This window comes from Oscillibacter sp. MSJ-31, from assembly GCF_018918025.1.
In the GTDB taxonomy this organism is placed as follows: Bacteria; Bacillota; Clostridia; order Oscillospirales; family Oscillospiraceae; genus Hominicoprocola.
This window is the reverse complement of record NZ_JAHLPT010000028.1, coordinates 1-18500: the sequence shown is the minus strand read 5'-3', so window position 1 is coordinate 18500 and position 18500 is coordinate 1. Positions and strand designations below refer to the sequence as shown.

Annotated in this window: 18 protein-coding genes and 1 rRNA gene; 10 read left to right on the top strand and 9 right to left on the bottom strand. The window is 60.4% G+C overall.

All coding sequences use genetic code 11. The features are described from left to right. Window positions 1-142 precede the first annotated feature (142 nt). The 4 genes from KQI17_RS12290 to KQI17_RS12275 all read left to right on the top strand — a co-directional run bounded on the left by KQI17_RS12290 (window position 143) and on the right by KQI17_RS12275 (window position 4050). Window positions 143-805, top strand: coding sequence for a hypothetical protein (locus KQI17_RS12290; RefSeq protein ID WP_216496503.1), 663 nt, complete (start codon window positions 143-145; stop codon window positions 803-805). Between the two features lie 299 nt (window positions 806-1104). Further along, a complete protein-coding gene (locus KQI17_RS12285; protein WP_216496502.1) occupies window positions 1105-1701 on the top strand; it encodes a GDSL-type esterase/lipase family protein in 597 nt (198 codons plus the stop codon). A 10-nt stretch (window positions 1702-1711) separates the two neighbouring features. Then, window positions 1712-2710 (top strand): lipoate--protein ligase, encoded by a 999-nt coding sequence (locus KQI17_RS12280; RefSeq protein WP_216496501.1) that lies wholly within the window; start codon window positions 1712-1714, stop codon window positions 2708-2710. Between the two features lie 1082 nt (window positions 2711-3792). Further along, a complete protein-coding gene (locus KQI17_RS12275) occupies window positions 3793-4050 on the top strand; it encodes a hypothetical protein (RefSeq protein ID WP_216496500.1) in 258 nt (85 codons plus the stop codon). A gap of 194 nt (window positions 4051-4244) precedes the next feature. On the opposite strand, the gene KQI17_RS12270 is transcribed toward KQI17_RS12275, so the two are convergent. Continuing rightward, the gene (locus tag KQI17_RS12270; protein ID WP_216496499.1) at window positions 4245-8015 is read right to left on the bottom strand and encodes a M14 family metallopeptidase; all 3771 of its coding nucleotides are present in this window, start codon (window positions 8013-8015) and stop codon (window positions 4245-4247) included. 276 nt (window positions 8016-8291) lie between these two features. On the opposite strand from KQI17_RS12270, the gene KQI17_RS12265 reads away from it, so the two are divergent. Beyond that, window positions 8292-8681 (top strand): response regulator transcription factor, encoded by a 390-nt coding sequence (locus KQI17_RS12265; protein ID WP_216496498.1) that lies wholly within the window; start codon window positions 8292-8294, stop codon window positions 8679-8681. A 107-nt stretch (window positions 8682-8788) separates the two neighbouring features. On the opposite strand, the gene KQI17_RS12260 is transcribed toward KQI17_RS12265, so the two are convergent. From KQI17_RS12260 to moaA, 7 genes are all read right to left on the bottom strand, one after another. Further along, on the bottom strand, window positions 8789-9814 hold the full coding sequence (locus KQI17_RS12260) for a sulfate/molybdate ABC transporter ATP-binding protein (RefSeq protein WP_216496497.1): 1026 nt from the start codon (window positions 9812-9814) through the stop codon (window positions 8789-8791). After that, on the bottom strand, window positions 9811-10503 hold the full coding sequence (gene modB, locus KQI17_RS12255) for a molybdate ABC transporter permease subunit (RefSeq protein WP_216496496.1): 693 nt from the start codon (window positions 10501-10503) through the stop codon (window positions 9811-9813). The genes KQI17_RS12260 and modB overlap by 4 nt, the downstream gene beginning before the upstream one ends. Window positions 10504-10954: 451 nt before the next feature. Continuing rightward, on the bottom strand, window positions 10955-11812 hold the full coding sequence (modA, locus tag KQI17_RS12250) for a molybdate ABC transporter substrate-binding protein (protein ID WP_216496495.1): 858 nt from the start codon (window positions 11810-11812) through the stop codon (window positions 10955-10957). Window positions 11813-11905: 93 nt separating this feature from the next. Continuing rightward, window positions 11906-12925, bottom strand: a complete 1020-nt coding sequence (locus KQI17_RS12245) for a molybdopterin-binding protein (protein ID WP_216496494.1) — start codon at window positions 12923-12925, stop codon at window positions 11906-11908. After that, window positions 12922-13356: an MOSC domain-containing protein gene (locus KQI17_RS12240; protein WP_216496493.1), complete on the bottom strand. Its 435-nt coding sequence runs from the start codon at window positions 13354-13356 to the stop codon at window positions 12922-12924. Before KQI17_RS12240 ends, KQI17_RS12245 begins: the two co-directional genes overlap by 4 nt. A gap of 4 nt (window positions 13357-13360) precedes the next feature. Further along, window positions 13361-13831, bottom strand: a complete 471-nt coding sequence (gene moaC / locus KQI17_RS12235) for a cyclic pyranopterin monophosphate synthase MoaC (protein WP_022018721.1) — start codon at window positions 13829-13831, stop codon at window positions 13361-13363. A 2-nt stretch (window positions 13832-13833) separates the two neighbouring features. Further along, window positions 13834-14781, bottom strand: a complete 948-nt coding sequence (gene moaA / locus KQI17_RS12230) for a GTP 3',8-cyclase MoaA (protein ID WP_216496492.1) — start codon at window positions 14779-14781, stop codon at window positions 13834-13836. Between the two features lie 159 nt (window positions 14782-14940). Between moaA and KQI17_RS12225 the strand changes: the two genes are divergently transcribed. Together KQI17_RS12225 and KQI17_RS12220 are read left to right on the top strand one after the other, a co-directional pair. Beyond that, window positions 14941-15720 carry an IclR family transcriptional regulator gene (locus KQI17_RS12225; protein WP_216496491.1) on the top strand — a complete coding sequence of 260 codons (780 nt, stop codon included), beginning with the start codon at window positions 14941-14943 and terminating at the stop codon, window positions 15718-15720. Beyond that, window positions 15717-16199, top strand: a complete 483-nt coding sequence (locus KQI17_RS12220; protein ID WP_216496490.1) for a molybdenum cofactor biosynthesis protein B — start codon at window positions 15717-15719, stop codon at window positions 16197-16199. The genes KQI17_RS12225 and KQI17_RS12220 overlap by 4 nt, the downstream gene beginning before the upstream one ends. A 151-nt stretch (window positions 16200-16350) precedes the next feature. Here the strand turns inward: KQI17_RS12220 and KQI17_RS12215 are convergent, their stop codons facing one another. Further along, complete coding sequence (locus KQI17_RS12215) at window positions 16351-16665, bottom strand: hypothetical protein (protein ID WP_022017932.1); 315 nt, start codon at window positions 16663-16665, stop codon at window positions 16351-16353. 135 nt (window positions 16666-16800) lie between these two features. On the opposite strand from KQI17_RS12215, the gene KQI17_RS12210 reads away from it, so the two are divergent. The 3 genes from KQI17_RS12210 to KQI17_RS12200 form a co-directional block, all read left to right on the top strand. Then, window positions 16801-17232, top strand: a complete 432-nt coding sequence (locus KQI17_RS12210) for a DUF1893 domain-containing protein (RefSeq protein WP_216496489.1) — start codon at window positions 16801-16803, stop codon at window positions 17230-17232. A gap of 51 nt (window positions 17233-17283) precedes the next feature. After that, window positions 17284-18081: an S-layer homology domain-containing protein gene (locus KQI17_RS12205; RefSeq protein WP_216496488.1), complete on the top strand. Its 798-nt coding sequence runs from the start codon at window positions 17284-17286 to the stop codon at window positions 18079-18081. Window positions 18082-18405: 324 nt separating this feature from the next. Next, window positions 18406-18500 (top strand): 16S ribosomal RNA (locus KQI17_RS12200); the annotation flags it as partial.

The window sequence follows — 18500 nt, the reverse complement described above, 5'->3', positions numbered from 1 at the left end:
AAGCGGCTGCCTGAAATGGTAATGCGGTGTCAAACCTTCAACGCCCCTTTCAGGGGCTACGGTCGTAATAGCCCCTTTTAGGGGCAGACCAAACCACCAGTTTACTGGTGGTTATGATTTTGCTTACGAGGAGGACTTCGCAATGAACGAACAGAACGAAACCGCGCAGCTCCGTTTCCTTGAAGAAACCGCCATTCGGCTGCGGCAGAACGGTTTTACGGTAGAACCGATCAAAGATCAGCACCTGCCCGTCCGATGGGAGAATCACTACCTCTGCCGAGTTTCCGGAAGGGGCAGTGTGCTGTACCGGCAGGAGAACGTGGATGGCATCGGCGCGCAGGACGCTTTGCAGACCGTCATCCATATCGCTGCCATGACCGCGGAATACATGACGGCGATGGAGCGCGCACCGAAGCTCCAAGCCACGGGGCTGGAGGGCGACTACCGCATCCTCGCTGACTTTGGTGATGCTGTGCTGGCGGGGCATCCGTCCGAGCGCGGTGTCCAGTTTGTAACGTGGGAGTGGGATTGGGACCGCAAGGGTGTCCACCACGGTCACTACTTCCAAAACGGCTACGAGGAGGCCAAGCACGACTTTGTCCGACGCAGCGGGCTTCTTCCCAAGGAAGCATTATTTGAACCGGAACAACTCGCCGAGATGCATCGGGCATTGACTTTCGTTTGCGAACAGGACGAGGACCTGTCCATCGGAAGGGAAAAGGAGATCAAGACCATCATGGAGCAGATCAAGTGCCTATTGCCGGAATCTCCGGAACAGACGCAGACAATGGAACAAAGTATGTAAGCGGTGTCGATCATTCGACGCCGCTGTTTTTTGTAGGAGGAACCACAAGATGAAATACGAATCCGATCGACGCAGTTCTCCACTATGGGCTTAGACAACTTCGGCGAGACAAGTATGCTCGTCAGGGGCTACAGTTCGTCCCGTGAGACTTTGACGCAGCGCGGATCAAGGAATCAGAAAACGGGGCATGGCCTGCGGAGTACAACAAATATTTCTTGAGACTTCAAATAAAGTGTGTTACAATGCGGAAACAGAGAACAAGTGGTGGCATATTCGGGAAAATGCGAGAGTGAAAAGAAATGAAACTGATCTGTATCGGCGACAGCCTGACCTTCGGGTATGGTGTGCGGCCGTCCCAGCGGTGGACAAGGCTGTGCGCACAGGAGACGGGCTGGGAGATCGTGAACGAAGGCATCAGCGGGGACACGACCGGTGGTATGCTGGTGCGGCTGCGCGCGCTGTTGGCGGAGCGTGATATTTGTGTGCAGCACCCTTTGGTGCTCCTGATGGGCGGTGCCAATGATATCTTCTTCTCGGGAACGGATACCGGCGCCCGGGCAAATATGGGAGCGATGCTGAATCAGCTGCTGAGCCTGGGTGTGCATACGATGATAGGGATACCGACGCCGATCTGCGCGGAGAACGCACCGCCGGCGTGGGCGGCCGTGGTGGATTTCCGCAGTGCGGAACGGCAGCTGGAGCAGTATTGCGCATGGCTGCGGCGGTTTAGTAAATGCTTTGGTGCAGAGTGTATCGACTTCCGTGCGGATTTTATCGACCCAAACGGACGGTTAAAGCGTGAGCTGCTGCTTGACGGTTTGCACCCGACGCCGGAGGGCCATCAGATCATGGCGCGGCGATTGTGCGCTCATCTGAAAAAGGATAACGACGATTAAGGAGGCAACGATGAAGCTATCATATCTGGACCTGATGACGACGGACCCGAGTTACAATCTGGCGATGGAGCAGTATGTATTCGACTGCCTGCCGCGCGACCGGATGTACTTCATGCTCTGGCAGAATGACAATGCGATCATTGTCGGCAAATATCAGAATACCATTTCCGAGATCAACGAAGAAGCCGTGTGCGAGCGCGGCATCCGTGTGGTGCGCCGCCTCTCCGGCGGCGGCGCGGTCTACCACGACATGGGCAACCTGAATTTCACCTTTATCACCGATGCCGGCGGGAGCAGCACGCTGGATATGAAGCTCTTCTGTGAGCCGGTCGTGCGCACGCTGGCGGCGCTCGGCGTCAAGGCGGAGGTGAACGGCCGCAACGATATCACGATCGACGGGAAGAAGTTCTCCGGCAACTCGCAGTACCTCCGGCAGGGCCGTGTGATGCATCATGGCACGATCATGTTCGATTCGGACCTTTCCGTTGTCGGCGAGGCGCTGCGTGTCGATCCGACGAAGATCCAGACCAAGGGAATCCGCTCGGTGCGCAGCCGTGTGACGAATGTCGCCGAGCATCTGCCCGAGCGGGTCACGCTGCCGGAATTCCGCCGTATCCTGCTGGAAAACATTCTGCGCGAAAATCCGGGCGAAGAATACCCGCTGACGCCCGACGACCTTGCGGCGGTGGAGAAGCTGCGCGCGGAGCGCTATGCCACCTGGGAGTGGAACTACGGAAAGTCTCCCGCCTGCACGATGCTGCGCCGCCGCCGTGTGGACGGCTGCGGGCTGATCGAGGCGTACATCACGGTCGAGCACGGCCTCGTCTCGGCGGTCACCTTTAAGGGAGATTTTTTCAGCGCGGAGGAGCCGGAGACGCTGGCGGCGCGCTTTGTCGGCCATACGCCGGACCGCGCCGGCTACACGGCGGCGCTGGACGGCGTGGAGGCAGCCCGCTATTTCGCGGGGCTGCAGACGGACGAGCTGATCGATATCCTGTGCGAGGGATAAAAAAGTGGATTGCGGCTATCGCGAAGAGTTCCGATGGCATATATGTTACATTTAAGAATATAAAACGGAGCTGCCACAATCATGGCAGCTCCGTTTTATATGTGCGTCCGGCATGTTCAACAACTATATGGTGAAAGACCACTGCGCGCTCGGCAGTAGGAAGCGTTAGCCGAAGGCAAGGGTGTTCACCGTGAGGTGGAATCTGAAGGAGGATAGATGTCAGCAGGGAAAAGAATGCTGGCAGGCAAACTCCTGAACCGACGAACAGAAATCACATAGTAGGCCGTATAGGGACGGACGAGTGTGCTTAGCAGCACAAAGTCCAATGCTGCCCGAATCCCATGCAGTAAATGTGGCGGTTACATGGGAAGAGAGTTGTTGCTTTTACCCGGGGAGGTCTTGCGGAGGGTGTGTAGGGAAAAAATCCGAAAGCCGCAGTAACAACGAACTGCAAGAAGTCAGCCGAGGCCATAGTCAATGTCACTTAGTTAGCAAGTAAGGAACCTCACAAAGACAGCACACAGCAAAGCGAAAGCAAGCTGTGTGCTGTCTTTTGCGACATCAGGGCATGACAACAAAGCGGATCGGAAAATCCGCTTTAAAAAGAATGTTCAAATCACAAGAATTATGCTACTCTATAGGTGAAGCTGGCAGAAGATTTCTGCGTTAGCTTACGAGTATCTTTTCGACCGGGGCGAATGGGCGAAATATATCTCATAAGCATGGCTTCAAGAATGGGTGGAGGGACATCTCCAAGGAAGAATTGTCTGCAAATATGTACTGCATCAGAGAAATTAACCTTATAGGTATGCGTTTTCTGTGCCTGCCGGATGACTACGGACTGTGTAATCAATTCGCAGAAGTTGTACATGCAGCGTACTTGAGCAGGCTAGGTGAGAAGGTGAAGGTGGAACTTCTTCCGTTTCATGGAATTTATGAAAAAAAGAGGGGATCCTCTTTTGCCCGGAGCATCGCTCCGAACAACGGCTCCTGCACGGCTGCCTGCCGTGGTGGTGGGAGACGCTGCCGACGCAAAGCGCCGACCGCTCACAGCGGCTTTGAAACGACAAGGGGGGATGCCAATGATGCGGAAACGCCGGACTGCGGCCTACAAGGTCATTGCCAACAGCGAGGGTGGGGCCGTGGAGGCCGCGTGGGAAAAGGGCGGAAGGGCGAAATTCAACCCCTGCGGGCGGTGCGGACGCTGGGTGTCCGACGTGATGTACAACGCCGACGTCCACGAGTGTGTCGCCTGTGCTCCGTGGGAGAGCCTGCCGCATTTTCAAGCTGTTGATCGGCGCCGGTGCGGATCAGGAAAAGCGCTCCTCATTTTCCGGTAAGACGATCCGCGAGCATTACGAAACGGAGCCGGTCTGGCGTATATGCGGCACGCTGTTCGGAAAATGAGATCAAAAGCCGGATCGGACGAAAGAGCCGATTCGGCTTTTAAGACAGCAAGGGGCCGACAGCGGCTGCTGTCGACCCCTTGTCAGAGTATGAGGAGCGTGTTCGATCGTGAGCTGCTTTTGCCGCCTTACGCTGCGAGCGCACGGCAGAGCATGGTGACAATCTGACCGCGTGTGCAGAAATTGCCCGGCATCAGGGCGCCGCCGCTGCCCTGCACCACGCCTGCGCCGCAGGCCCACTGGAAGGCGGGGATCGCCCATGCCTGAATGGTGAGCGCGTCGTTGTAGCTGAGAATGTTCGTATCCTCGCCGACGCTCACATCCATACCGGCCTTCTGCGCGTAGCGGTACAGGAAGGCAACGACCTGTGCGCGGGTGCAGGTATCGGTCAAGCCGAAGGTGCCGTTGGACATGCCGACGGTAATGCCCTCGCTTGCAGCCCAGCGGACGGCCTCGGAGTACCATTTTCCTTCGGCAACATCGGAGAAGTTCATCGCGTAATTCACAACGGGGCTGCCGGCGGCACGCCACAGGAAGGTGACGATCTGGGCGCGGCTGCAATCCGTGTTGGGCTCAAACCGCCCGTCGCCGACACCGTCCGTGATCTGCTTCGCCACAGCCCATGCCACGCCCTCGGCGTAGTAGGCGTTGGAGGGAACATCGGAGAAGGACACGGCGCTGCCGGTGCCATAGCTCTTGTCGCTCAGGACGGAGGAGAAGAGGAAGTTGCTGATGAAAGCATAGTCGTCTCTCTGCTGGACCTTGTGGGTCAGGGAGTTGGCGAAGAACACGGTGTTCATGCCGTTCTGATCGTAGGCAAACGCCTGCACGGAGTTGTCCATGTAAGCCTTGAAGCCCGCGGCGCGCTCGGCGGTGTTCGTGGGGATGAAGCCCTCGGTGGGTGTCTTGGTCTTGTCGCTCTTGACGAGCACCGTCGCGCCCGTGGGAACCCTGGAGAAGTAGCCGAGGCCGTAGGCATAGAGGATACCGTCGCCGTCAGCAATGTAGCTCGCGTTCACAAGGGTCTTGTTGGGATAGACAACGGGGGTCAGGCAGTCCATCGCGCCGTCCAGCTCGGTGTATTCCACACCGGCGATGAGGTCAGAGGCGGTGGACGCTGCGGAATAGCCGTAGCCGATGTAGGGAAGACCGTTCTTCACGGCGGCCTTCGCGTCGTCGCTCAGTCCGCTCGCGCCCGCGATGGCATCCGCCTTGGCGAGAGATTCGGTGGTGTCAAAGCCCATGAGCGCCATGGCGGCGGTATCGTAGCTCCAGCCGAAGTTTTCGGCGATCTGTTCGGAGTAGAGGAAGCCCTCCGTTGCCTCGGCCGGCGTACCCAGGAGGTAGACCACGGGAGACTTGGAGATGACCTTGGCCTGCACGCCGGCGCCGTAGACGCCGGTCGCGCTGAGGATATAGTCGCCCGCCACGGTAAGATAATCCGCGTAGGAGCAGATGAAGTCGCCCATATACTTGCCATCCGTGACCATGCCGACGGTCTTGCCTGCCTTGAGCAGGGCGTTGACGGCGGCGGTGGAAGCCTCGGAGGCGTTGGAGATGATGACGTCGGCGTTCTTCACGCCGGTGAAGTAGGAGGGAAAGCTCTTGCAGAAGGCGAGCGCGTCGTCATGGTTCATCGCGCTGCCGCAGACGGCGGAGATGGTCTGGTAGGCGGCGGGCTCGGCAACGGTGACCATGTCGAAGCCGCGGGTCTCATTGAACGTGGTGATGCCCTCGGAGTAGAGCACGGTCCAGCTGTTGATGAGCGTGCCGTCGTAGAGCGCGCCGTTGGCGACCGAGCGCTTGGCCTGATACATGGGAACGATCATCGTACCGGCGGGATAGGTCACGCCGTTGTAGGTGAACTCCTTCGTGGTAAGGTTGACCTTGACGTCGTTGCGGGTCAGCCACTCCATCATGGCGGCGGCAGCCTGCAGGTTCGTCTGGTTCTCACCGTCGAGGGGAATGATGTAGCACTCGGGATAGAAGTTGCCGTTCTGACCCTCGCCGGTGTACTCGGGACGGAAGAGGCTCATTTCCGCGCCCTCCACGTCGTTCTGGTCGCACAGCCACTGGCCGACGAGCTCAAAGGCGTCGGAGTTGAGATTCTTCACGCCGCGCTGGTAGATGGTCACCTGGCTCTCAAGGTAGGAGAGCTTTTCACCGGCGATGTAGCCGGCCTGGCCGAGGATGCCGTACTGCACAGCCTGCGCGGTATCGTCGTTGTAGGCGGGCAGCTCGACGGTATAGGCCACCGTGCCGTGGAGCATGGCGAACTGAGGCGTGTAGCTGGTGGACATATCATCCCAGGGGTCCTGCCAATAGGTCTCGGAGCCCTTTCCGGTGTAGGAGAGATAGTCGCGCTGGGGAATGACATAGCTGTTGTAGCCGGGATTGTTGGCGACCGCCGCAATGCCGAGTGCCTCGCCGCCCGCGATGAGGTGGTTGGAGAGCAGGTCATACTCAAAGTTCGGCTCGTGCGGGGGATCGCAGGGCTCACACTGGAAGGACTCGATGCGGCCGTGGAACTCGGCGAGGGAAACGGGATTGTAGGTGCCGATGAGCTGCTGCATATTGGCCGTTTCACTCGTGGTCTGGAAAGAGTTGTCGCGGTTGAGGTCGTAGCCGCCGGAGGAATGTCTGGTGAGGTAGGTGCGGCCGTCGACGTTCTCCTCGGGAACGAGGATAAAGAACACGTCCTTGAGCAGCTCGTCCTTGACGTTCACGGTCTTGGTCTCGACGGTGTAATACTTCTTGAGATCGACCTTGCCGGACAGTCCGTTATTCTCGGCGGTCAGATAGCCGAGGTAGCTGGCCTTGTCCTTGATGAGGTCGGGGATGGCGACGCTGCCGCTCTTGCCGACAGGCCCCATTTCCTTTTGAAGCTCCGCCTTGCCCTCGGCGGTGAAGCCGGTGAGCATATCATAGGAGATCGTCTTTTCACTCACGAGCAGCTTGGCGAAGGCGAGCACGCCGTCGGTCGCCGCGACCTCGTTGGAGTGGATGTTGGAGTACATCACCGGCACGCGGATGTCGTTGAGCTTGCCGCTTTTGAGCTGCTTGAGCACGGCGTCGGGATCGGTCTCGGCCTGCTCGGTGAGCTTGAGCCAGTTGTCCACGCTCGCCTTGGAATCGGCGACGATGAGATAGGGCATATCGCGGCCCGCGGTGGACTGGCCCATGGAGAGCTTTGCGACGTAGAGGCCGTTCTTGGTGCCGGTCGCGGCGACCTCGTCGAGCTGCTTGTAGATCTCCCACATGGTGTAGAAGTGCTCGTAGGGTGCGACCTTGACCGGCGCGGAGCCAACGGCTTTTCCATCGACCGCCGCGGTCAGATCATAGTAGCCGCACTTATCGATATAGTAGCCGCCGTCCGAGTAGGGAACGCTGTAGTCGACGTAGGTCTCGCCCGTATACCAGTCCACCGGATAGAAATAGTTGTTGATGTGGAAGCTGACGTTGAGCACGGTCTTGCCGTCCGTCTCGGCGACGGCGAGCTTGACGTCGGTGAACTGGTGCTCGTCCGTGCCCTCGGTCATCCACTTGTCCAGCGGACCGCCCGCGTAGGCGTAGGGGAAGATCACTTCGTTCACATAGGGGCGGGCGCTGTCACGCAGGAGAGAAAGCTCCACCTGGCCGGCGGCCACGGCGCTCTCCAGCGCGCTCTTGCTGACGCCCGTGACGGGAATGGATAGGGAAACGTCCTTGCCCTCCGCCGTGGTCACCAGTGGGATGGTCGCGTCCACGGCAAAGCTCGTGCCGAGGAGGGGATCGTCCGCGGGATTCATTGCCTGCACGCTGACCGCGCCGACGGAGGTGACCGCCAGCGAAAGCGTCAGCGACAGGGCCATCAGCAGAGCGAGCGCCTTGCTGACAAACGTATGTCCGTTCTTTTTCATTTCGCTTCTCCTTTTTCTCCCTCTTTGACCGGTGCTTTGCGGCGAGGGAAATGATCATCTATAGTCTAAAACAAAGTGCACGAGGCGTCAAGCGCGTAAACATACAAAAAATAAAATATATTTTTCGCAATTCTGTTTATTTATTCAAAATAACGAGGATTGACTGTGTATTTATGACATCGAGGCGGGACGGGGCGCGGACCGGAGCAAAGATCGCGTTATTTTATACAAGGTCAGTTGTGTAAAATCAAATCAAATTGGAGGGGGCGGACAGAAATGCCGCATCGGAAAAGGATTTTACTCTCAGATGACAACGAGGGCTTCAGTACGCTGCTGTTGGAGTCCCTGCACGAGCACGGAGGCTTTCACGTGTTCCACGCGCGGGAGGAGCATGAGGTGATGGAGACGATCCAATGCCACAAGCCGCACATCCTTCTGCTGGACGATATGCTGCCGCATAAGGGCGGCCTTCATGTTCTCCGGCAGCTGCGGGAGCGCGGGCACCGGCTCTCGACGATCCTTATGACGGTCCTGTCGACGCAGAAGATCGTGCGGGACGCGACTGAGCTCGGCGCGTCCTATGTGTTCCCGAAGCCGTTTTCGTCACAGGCCATGATCGAGAAGATCCAAGAGCTGCAGAAGTATGCTCCACCGACAAAGCATTGACGCGGTCGAAGCGCGATGAAATGAAAAAAGCAAGAGCCGCTGCGATGCAGCGGCTCTTGTCTGCTTTTTCGATTGGGGCGCGGCAGCTTTTTATCCCGGCGCGGCGGTCATTCCTCCCACAGCCGGCAACGGTCCGCGAGGAGCGAAAAGGAGAGCGTGCTCCCCTCTGCTGCCCGGACTCCCTCGGGCAGGACGACGCACAGAGGCGGCGCGTCGGGCGCTTCCGCCGCGCGCAGCACGACTGCGGTGGCGTTCAGATCGCGGATGACACGGCTGACGCGCGCCGTATGGGTCCCGCCCTCCACGGTGATCGCGCCGTCGGGAACGGAGACGGTGGCCCGCTCGCCCGCGGCGTGCAGCGGCAGAAGAATGTCCCAGCCGTCAAGGCGGACGCCGCCCTCGCAGCGGTGCGCCGGCAGGAAATTGCGGCAGCCGGTCAGCTGGGCCGCGCTCTGCGTGGCGGGATAGCGCACCAGCGTCTCCATGTCCGTCACGGGAGAGGAAGCGCCGTTTTCCATCACGCAGACCTTTTGACAGTTGCGGCAGCATTCCCCCAGGTCGTGGCTGACCCAGAGGATCGGGCCGTGAAAGCCCGTGAGCAGGTCGGAGAGCTCCAGCTCAAGGTTCCACTTGAGGTAGCTGTCGAGCGCGGAGAAGGGCTCGTCGAGCAGGATCGCCTGCGGCTCGGAGCAGAGGATGCGGGCGAGCGCGACGCGCTGCTGCTGCCCGCCGGAGAGCTGCGCGGGATACTTTTTCTCCAGCCCCTCCAGCCGGAACATCCGGAGCTTTTCCGCGGCCAGCGCGCGCTTTTCCGACCGGCTCCCCGCGCGGATGCCGCAGAGAATGTTCTGCTCAACGGTCATGTTGGGAAAGAGCGCGTACTGCTGGAAGAGATAGCCGACCCGACGCTGCTGCGGCGTGAGGTCGGTCCTCTTTTCGCTGTCAAAGAGCACACGGCCGTTGAGCACGATCCTGCCGCGGTCGGGCGTCACGATGCCGGCGATGCACTTGAGCGTCACGCTCTTGCCGCAGCCGGACGCGCCGAGCAGCGCCAGCGTTTCGTCCGCTACCTCGAATTTCGATCGCAGATAGAACGCGCCGAGGCGTTTTTCAATATCGACATACAGGCTCATGCCTTCACACTCCTCGCACGGCTCGCGCCGCGCAGAAGGCTGCGGCGTTCAAGCATATTGACCGTCAGCAGCACGACGGCGGAGATCGCGATATTCACGGCGACCCACTTGTAGGCAAGCGCGTCGTTGTTCGTCTGCCAGAGCTGATAGACGGTGGTGGAGATGGTCGCCGTCCTGCCGGGCGTGTAGCCCGCGATCATGCTGGTCGCGCCGTATTCGCCGAGCGCGCGGGCGAAGGCGAGCACCGTGCCCGCCAGCACGCCCTGCCGGCAGCAGGGCATTCGGATGCGCCAGAAAATGTAGGCGTTGGAGAGCCCGAGCGTCTGGCCGGAGTAGGCCAGCGTCTCGTCAAAGGCCTCAAAGGCTCCGCGCACCGTGCGGTACATCAGCGGGAAGATGACGACCGTGGTGGCGAAGATGGCAGACCACCAGGTCATGACCAGCTTGACGCCGAAGGTCTCGAGCACCCATGCGCCGATGACGCGCTGGGGCCCCAGTACGCGCAGCAGCAGATAGCCCACGACCGTCGGCGGCAGCACGAGCGGCAGCGTGAGCACCACATCCAGCACGCCCTTGATGAGCCGCGGGAGTCTGGCGATATAGTACGCGGCAAAGATGCCGGCGAAAAAGATGATAACGGTGGAGATCGCCGCGATGCGCAGCGAGTTCCATAAGGGATACCAGTCCATAGTGACCTCCGATGTTCAGACGTTGCAGAGACTCAGGCGAGCTCCACATACGCCGCGAGTGCGGCGTACAAGCGTTTTGCCGCAGGCAAAACCTTGGCGCGGACGGAATTCATTTTCGGCCGGGCAGGGAGAGATTCAGGGCTCCCGCTGGGCGGCAGCCCAATGGGATGATCGCCGCGATGCGCAGCGAGTTCCATAAGGGATACCAGTCCATAGGTGACCTCCGGTGCTGCCGTCTGTAACGGCGATTTCAAAGAGGACCATTCTTAGCGTAAGAATGGCCCCCTTTGTATCCCCCAAGAAACGCAAGGGGCAAGCCCCTTGACCCCCGAACTGCGAAATTCAGCTCACATTTTGGGGATCGTATGCGGGCGTCTTTCTTCGGAACGATTCGGTGTGCTCCTCTTTCCGCTCAGCCGCTGCTGCGCAGGCGGTACGAATTGCAAACCGATCAAATCGCGGGGCTGAAGCCGACGGACTCGAATACGGTCATAGCGGCATCGGTCTGGAGATAGGCGAGGAAGGCGCGCGCGGCGTCCTCCTTGTCGCCCTTGAGTACGGCGGCGGGATAGATGACCTGACCGCACATCTCGGCGGTGGCGCTGTCCACGACCGTAAGGCCGGCGGAGCAGGCGTCCGTGGCGTAGATGATGCCGCAGTCCACAGCGCCCTCGCTGACCTGCGAGGTGACCTCCTTGACATTGTTGCCGTAGGTCAGCTTATCCACGACAGCGGTCTCGTCAATGCCGTAGTAGTTGAAGATCTTCAAGGTGTACTGGCCCACGGGCACGTCACTGTTGCCGATGGCCAGCATCACATCTCCCCCCTTGAGCAGCTCGGCAAGCTGGTCAAAGCTCTCTATGCCCTTGGGGTTGCCCTCGGGAACGGCGAGCGTCACCTTGTTTTCCAGCAGGTTCACACGGCTGTCGGTGACGATGAGGTCAAGCCCGTCGGGATTTTTCTCCGTGTCGCCGATGAGGCTGCCGTCGAGCGCGTTCATCTGCGTGGGAGCGGCGGAGATGAACAGGTCGCAGTCCGCGCCCTCCTTGATCTGCTTGAGCAGCGTGCCGGAGGAATCGAAGTTGTAGGTCACGGTGACCTCGGGCGCGACAGACTTGTACATCTCGACAATCTGGGTCATGGTCTCCTTCATGGAGGCGGCGGCGAAGACGATCAGCTCGACCGGCTCGGCCTGCTCGGTCTGGGGATCGTCGGTCTGGGTGGTGTCGGGGGCCGTGTCCTTCTGGCCGCAGGCGGTCAGCGCGAGCACGAGGGAGAGCGCGAGGAGCAGAGATACGAGCCTTTTCATGGGTTTCTTTTTCCTTTCAAAATAGTGCCTTATCGTTATCCTTCGTGAAAGATAATGAATGGTCAAAGCTTCGCGCCCGCAGGCGCGAAGGATTTATTTTCCGAACGGACAGACCGGATACCGGCACGGCTTGCAGCCAAGGCACAGCCCGCCCTCGCCCATGGCGGCGATATCGGCGCGCGTGACGGGAACGTCCGCCGCGACCTTCGGCAGCACCAGATCAAAGACCGTCGCGCCCGCGTACATCACGCAGCCGGGAAGTCCCATGACAGGCGTACCGTCGTCAAAATAGCCAAGCAGGAACATGGCGCCGGGCAGCACCGGCGCGCCGTAACAGACAATGTCCGCGCCCGCAGCCCTGATGCCGCCGGGCGTGTTGTCGTCGGGGTCGACGCTCATGCCGCCGGTGCAGAGGATCATGTCGGGCTTCCTTTCACGCATCGCAAGCACCGCGTCGCGCACATTCTCCACGCCGTCGCCGGAGTAGACGACCTCGAGCGTTTCGATGCCGTAGGTCTTGAGCTTGTCGATCACGACCGGCGTGAAGGTATCCTGAATCAGCCCTTTTTTCACCTCGCCGCCGGTGGCGACGATGCAGGCGGTCTTACGCACATAGGGCTTGAGCGCAAGCAGAGGCTCGCCGCCCGCGGCCCGCTCGGCCTTTTGGAGCTTTTCCTCGGCGATGATGAGCGGGATGACGCGCATCCCCGCGAGCTTGTCGCCCGCGCGCACCGCCGTGCCGCCCTTGCGCGTGGCGATCATCACCTCGTCCTGACTGTTCACGGCGATGAGCCGCTGGGGATCGACCAGAAACACGCCGTCGCAGGCGGCCTTCAGCTCGATCTTGCCCTCCTTGACCTCGCTGCGGAGCATATTCTCCTGCCCGCAGAGGGCGAACAGACGCTCCGCCGCGTCGTTTTCATGCACCATGCCGGGCGTCATCTCCCAGACGTAGAGGTGCTCCTTGCCCATGCTCAGCAGCACGGGAATGTCCTCCTCCGTCACGACGTGGCCCTTGCGGAAACGCGCGTCCTTATACTTGTCCTTGATGATCTGCGTCATGTCGTGGCAGAGGACATGACCCACCGCGTCCTCGGTTCGAATGAGCTTCATTTCAGCACCTCAATCTCGTCTCCGGCCTGCACGCGGCCCTCTTTGACCACGACGGCAAAAATGCCCTCGGTCGGCATCACGCATTTGCCGGTCGCGCGCTTGATCTCGCAGTCGTTGTGACACTGCTTGCCGATCTGCGTGACCTCAAGCTCCGTCTCGCCCACGCGCAGGTGTGTGCCGACAGGGAGCGTTCTGAGCTCGATGCCGCGGGTGTTGATGTTCTCGGCGAAGATGCCTGCGTCCAGCGCGATGGGGCAGGCGGCGCGCATCGTGTCCACGCTCTCCTCAGCCAACAGGCTGATCTGGCGGTGCCAGTCGCCCGCGTGGGCGTCGCCCACGATGCCGTGACGGAGCTTCAGGTCGATATAGGGGACCTCGTGCTTGCGTACCCCTTTTCTTTCGCTGATGTTGACTGCGGTCACCTGTGCCATTTCTTCATTCCTCCGCTTCATAAACGCCGCTCTTGCCGCCTTCCTTATAAAGGAGGCGGATGCCGTCGATGCGCATATCGCGCTGTACGGCCTTACACATATCATACACGGTCAGCGCCGCGACGCTCACCGCCGTCAGCGCTTCCATTTCAACGCCTGTCTCGCCATGGCAGCGGACCTCGCTGCGGATGTGCAGGGCGGCTTCTTCCATTTCAAATGAGATGTCCACCTTCGTCAGCAGCAACGGGTGGCACATCGGGATCAGCTCACTGTTCTTCTTCGCCGCCATGATGCCTGCAACCTGCGCGACCGCCAGCACATCGCCCTTGCCGATGGAGCCCTCGCGGATCCTGTCCATCGTCGCCTTTGCCATGCGGACCGTCGCGGCGGCGCGTGCCACGCGATAGGTCTGTGCCTTCTCGCTCACGTCCACCATGCGGGCGCGGCCCTGTTCGTTAAAATGCGTCAGCTCCATCTTCATCCTCCGATCGCAAACATCCCGCGGTGCGTCTCTGTGACGCCGGTCTCGTCCATGCGGTGCCGTGCCGGCTTCATCAGGATGCCCTGGCGGATGGCTGCTTCCAGCTCCGCACCGGATAATCCGCGCAGCGCGAGCTCTGCGTCCGAGTGCAGGCAGGGCTTGAGCTTCCCGTCCGCCGTGATGCGTATTCTTGTGCAGTCCGCGCAGAAAGCGCAGCTCATCGGCTCGATCAGTCCGACCGTTCCCGCCGCTCCCGGCAGGCGGTACAGCTGCGCGACGCCGCTGCGGCCCGCGGGGCGCAGCTCCGGCACGCGGGAGAGGACCTCCTGCGCGGGCAGAAAGCGCTCCGGCGGCCACGCCGCGCACACGCCCATCGGCATCAGCTCGATGAACCGCACCTGCCACGGCTTTTTTGCCGTCAAGCGAACAAAGTCGCCGATCTCATCGTCATTCATGCCGCCGAGCAGCACGCAGTTGAGCTTGATGTTCTCGAAGCCCGCGCGCTCCGCCGCCTCGATGCCGCGCAGCACGTTTTCCAACTCGCCTGTGCGCGTGATCTCGCGGTAGCGCTCCGGCCGGAGCGTATCAAGACTGATGTTCAGCCGGTCCACGCCGACTGCCTTCAGCGGCGCGGCCAGCTGTTCCAGCCGCGTGCCGTTCGTGGTCAGGCAAAGCTCCTCGATCCCGGGGACCGTGCGCAGCATGGCGCACAGCTCCACGATCCCGCGCCGGACCAGCGGCTCGCCGCCGGTCACGCGGAGCTTTGTCACGCCGAGCGCCGCAGCGGCCGCCGTGAATTCCCGCAGCTCCTCGAAGGAGCACAGCTCCTCATGTCCGCGCTTGCAGATGCCCTCCTCCGCCATGCAGTAGCGGCAGCGAAGGTCGCAAAGCTCCGTCACCGACAGCCGCAGATAACGGATATTCCTGCCAAATGTATCTTCCATAGGGCGCCGATCCTTTCGTTTGCACCCATTGTAGCATTTTCATCCCGGTCATTTCAAATCAAATGTGCGATATTATCGGATTTTCGATTGCTATTATCGGATTATTCTTGACAAAATATCACGCAGGCGCTATGCTGACGGTAAAAGGGGGCGTGCGCCGTGGTGGATGGAAATATCATATTGTCGGTCGCGAAGGCGATGGAGCTGCTGCAGCTTCTGAGCCGGTCAAAAAAGCCGCTGTCGCTCAAGGAGCTGTCGGCGCAGTGCGGCTATCCGAAGAGCACCGTGTTCGGCCTTCTGACCACCATGCGGACGTATGACGTGGTCACGCAGACGCCCGACGGAAAGTATTCGCTCGGGCTGCGCCTGTTTGAATACGGCCGCCAGGTCGAGCGTTCGTGGGATATTTCCCTTGTGGCGCGGCCCTACATGGAGCATCTCTGCCAGCAGACGGGAGCCTCCGTCGCGCTCTCCGTGTGCGAGGGCGGCAGCGTCGTCACGCTCGATCAGGCGGAAACACGCGGCGGGCTGCACATCGTGTCCGACGTCGGCTCCCGCCTGCCCCTCTACTGCACGTCGCAGGGCAAGGTGTTTCTGGCGAATATGTCCCGCGCGGGCGCCGAGGCGCTGCTGCGCGCGCAGCCCATGACGCAGTTCACGCCGCACACCGTCACTGACCCGTCCGCCTTGATGCGGGAGATCGAGACCTGCCGCACGAACGGCTACGCCATCGAAAACGGCGAGTACAAGATTGGCCTGCGCTCCGTCTCCGCGCCGGTCTACACCGTGGAGGGCAAGGCGGCCTACGCCGTGGGCGTGATCGGTATGTTCCGCAGTCCTCATTCCGAGGAATTCCGAGCCGCCGTGGAGCAGGTCTGCGTCACGGCTTCCATGATCTCGACCGCATTGGGCTATCGAAAGCAGGAGGAAACGCTATGAGCTACACAGCATCCGTCATCACCGTCAGCGACCTTGGCAGCCGGGGGCTTCGGCAGGACACCAGCGGCCCCGCCGTCCGCGCCATGCTGGAGGACGCGGGCTTCACCGTCGTTCACACGGCCATTGTGCCGGACGAGCGCGGGCAGATCAGCGCGCTGCTCCGCGCCTGCGCGGATGAGAGGAAGATCGACCTCATCCTCACCACCGGCGGCACGGGGCTTTCCCCACGCGACGTCACGCCGGAGGCGACCGCCGACGTGCTGGAGCGGGAGATCCGCGCCATTCCTGTGGCCATGTGGGTGGAGGGGCTGAAGATCACGCCAAACGCCATGCTCTCCCGCGCCGTCGCCGGTACGCGCGGCAGCAGCCTTATCGTCAATCTGCCGGGCTCGGAAAAGGCGGCGCGCGAAAATCTCGCTGCCGTGCTCGGCGCGCTGGAGCACGCCCTGCACATGATCGCCGCCGAGGGTCACGGCTGAGCCGCCGTCCGCAGACGGCGCGACGGACTTTGCGCGTGAATACGCCCTTGCCTCCGGCGATTCGTACTGTGACTGCGGCTATAAAAAGAAAGCGCAGACCCGCGGGTCTGCGCTTTCTTGATCGACGGTCGGAAATACAGATGGGAGAGATTCAATGCGTGCCGGCGTTGGCGGCGAGCATCTGCCAGACGATGGCGAGCTTATCGGAGCTTGCGAGGACATAGGCGAGGATGAAGGCGAACCAGAGCTTGCCCATATTCTCCTCCGCCTTGCTGAGAAAGAACAGGTAGCAGGCGTAGGCGACTGCGTCGATGAGCAGCGCGATGATGAGAACGGCGAGGAAGCCGGCTTCGGACGCCTCGGCCGAGCCGGTGTAGAGACAGAGGAGCGCATAGTATAAAAAGGTGACGCAGAAGGGCCATTTGAGCTTGCGCCAGTCGTGGATGCGATTCGTGTTTCGTGCCATGTTCGTTCCGCCTTTTTTCTGAAATTGCGTCCAGTATACCGCGGACGCGGCGAAAAAGCAAGCAGGGCACAAAAACTTGACATCCCTTTTGCGCTCGGGTATGATAAAAAAGATTTCTAAAAAAGGAGCACCCTTATGAATAAGGATCTGGAGCAGGCGAAGGCGCTGCTTGAAAATAATGAGGAATACACCTGCGCTGCCTGCCGGGCGGGGGAGAGCTTTGCCTCCGAGGAGCACGGCGTCCGCCCGCTGATGCGCTGGCTGAACGAGGGAACGGACCTCTCCGGCGCGTCGGCGGCAGACCGCATCGTCGGCAAGGCGGCGGCCTTTTTATATGTATTGCTGGGCGTTCGGACGGTCTACGCGCCGCTTATGAGCGTCCCCGCGCGGGAAACGCTGTGCGCTCACGGCATCGAGACGATCACGGACGCAGTCGTGCCGGCCATCCGCAACCGCACGGACACGGGCTTCTGCCCGATGGAGAGCGCGGTATGGGACATCTCCGATCCGCACGAGGCCAAGGCGGCGCTGGAACGGAAAATTTCCGAGATGATGGCAAAGAAATAGACACATTTACCTGCTAAGCTTACGAAAGAAACCAAGGAACAGGAGACGCCTATGCGAAAGAAATTACTTGTGATCCTGCTGCTGCTCGTGGTGCTGATCGTTTTGGTCGTGACGCGCTGCGGCGGGAAGAAAGACCAACAGAACGATCCGGCGGACGGTCAGGGCTTTGCGCAGCAGAGCGGCAAGGCGGAGCAGCCCACGGAGCTGAAGCTCGGCGTGGTGACGGAGACGGAGAGCGGCGCTATGCAGCTCGAGGTCGAGCAGAACGGTGAGAAGACCGTGTATGTCTTTTCAGATATTACGATCAACGACTGGTACGTTCCGGCGGTAAATTATGTTGTGACGAACGGCCTGATGAGCGGCACGGACGTCGGCGGCGGGCTGAGCCTTTTCCGCCCGAACTATGGCATGACCCGCGCGCAGCTTGCCATGATCCTCTATCGGTTTGCCGGCGGCGAGCCGGTCGCTGCGCCGCGCCATACCTACGGCGATGTGTCAAGCGGCGAGTGGTATTATGACTGCGTGAACTGGGCGGATACCAACGGCTACATCAAGCCGGAGAGCACGGACAGCTTCGGCGTGGAGGCGTACTGCTCGTGCGAGGAGGTGCTTGCCGTGCTGCACCGTCTGGCGGGCAGCCCGGAGTCCAATGCGTCTCTGGAGGACTATCCCTACGCGCCGAAGGTCAGCGAGACGAACCTGAGCGCGGTGCGATGGGCGTGGGAAAAGGGCCTCATCGCGGAGGATGAGTGCGTCTGGTACCCGACGCAGGCGGTCTCCCGCGCGCAGATCGCGCTGCTGCTGATGCGCTACGACCAGCTGATCGGCGCGTCCGGCGAGGCGGCGTGAAGCGTTGCAGAAGGGTGATATAAGTGCGGCTAATAATAGAAGCGATTTGCAGCGGGAAACAAGATGGATGAAATCGTCGAAACCTGTTGACAAACCGCAAAACCCGTGGTAATCTATCACTTGTTCCGCGGTTGGAGCGTGTACCTTGTAAATTAAACAACGAAGAACAAAGAAGCACCAGATATGAGGTGTCTTGAAAAAAGACATCGAGCTTGCCGGAAGCCGGTTTAGTCAATTACGGCGGAAGGCAAGGATAAAAAGTTTTGCAAGCTATGACAAATAGCTCGATAAAGGTTTGAACAGCGAGAGCTGTTTAGATACCATTTTATTGAGAGTTTGATCCTGGCTCAGGACGAACGCTGGCGGCGTGCTTAACACATGCAAGTCGAACGAGAATCTGTGGATCGAGGATTCGTCCA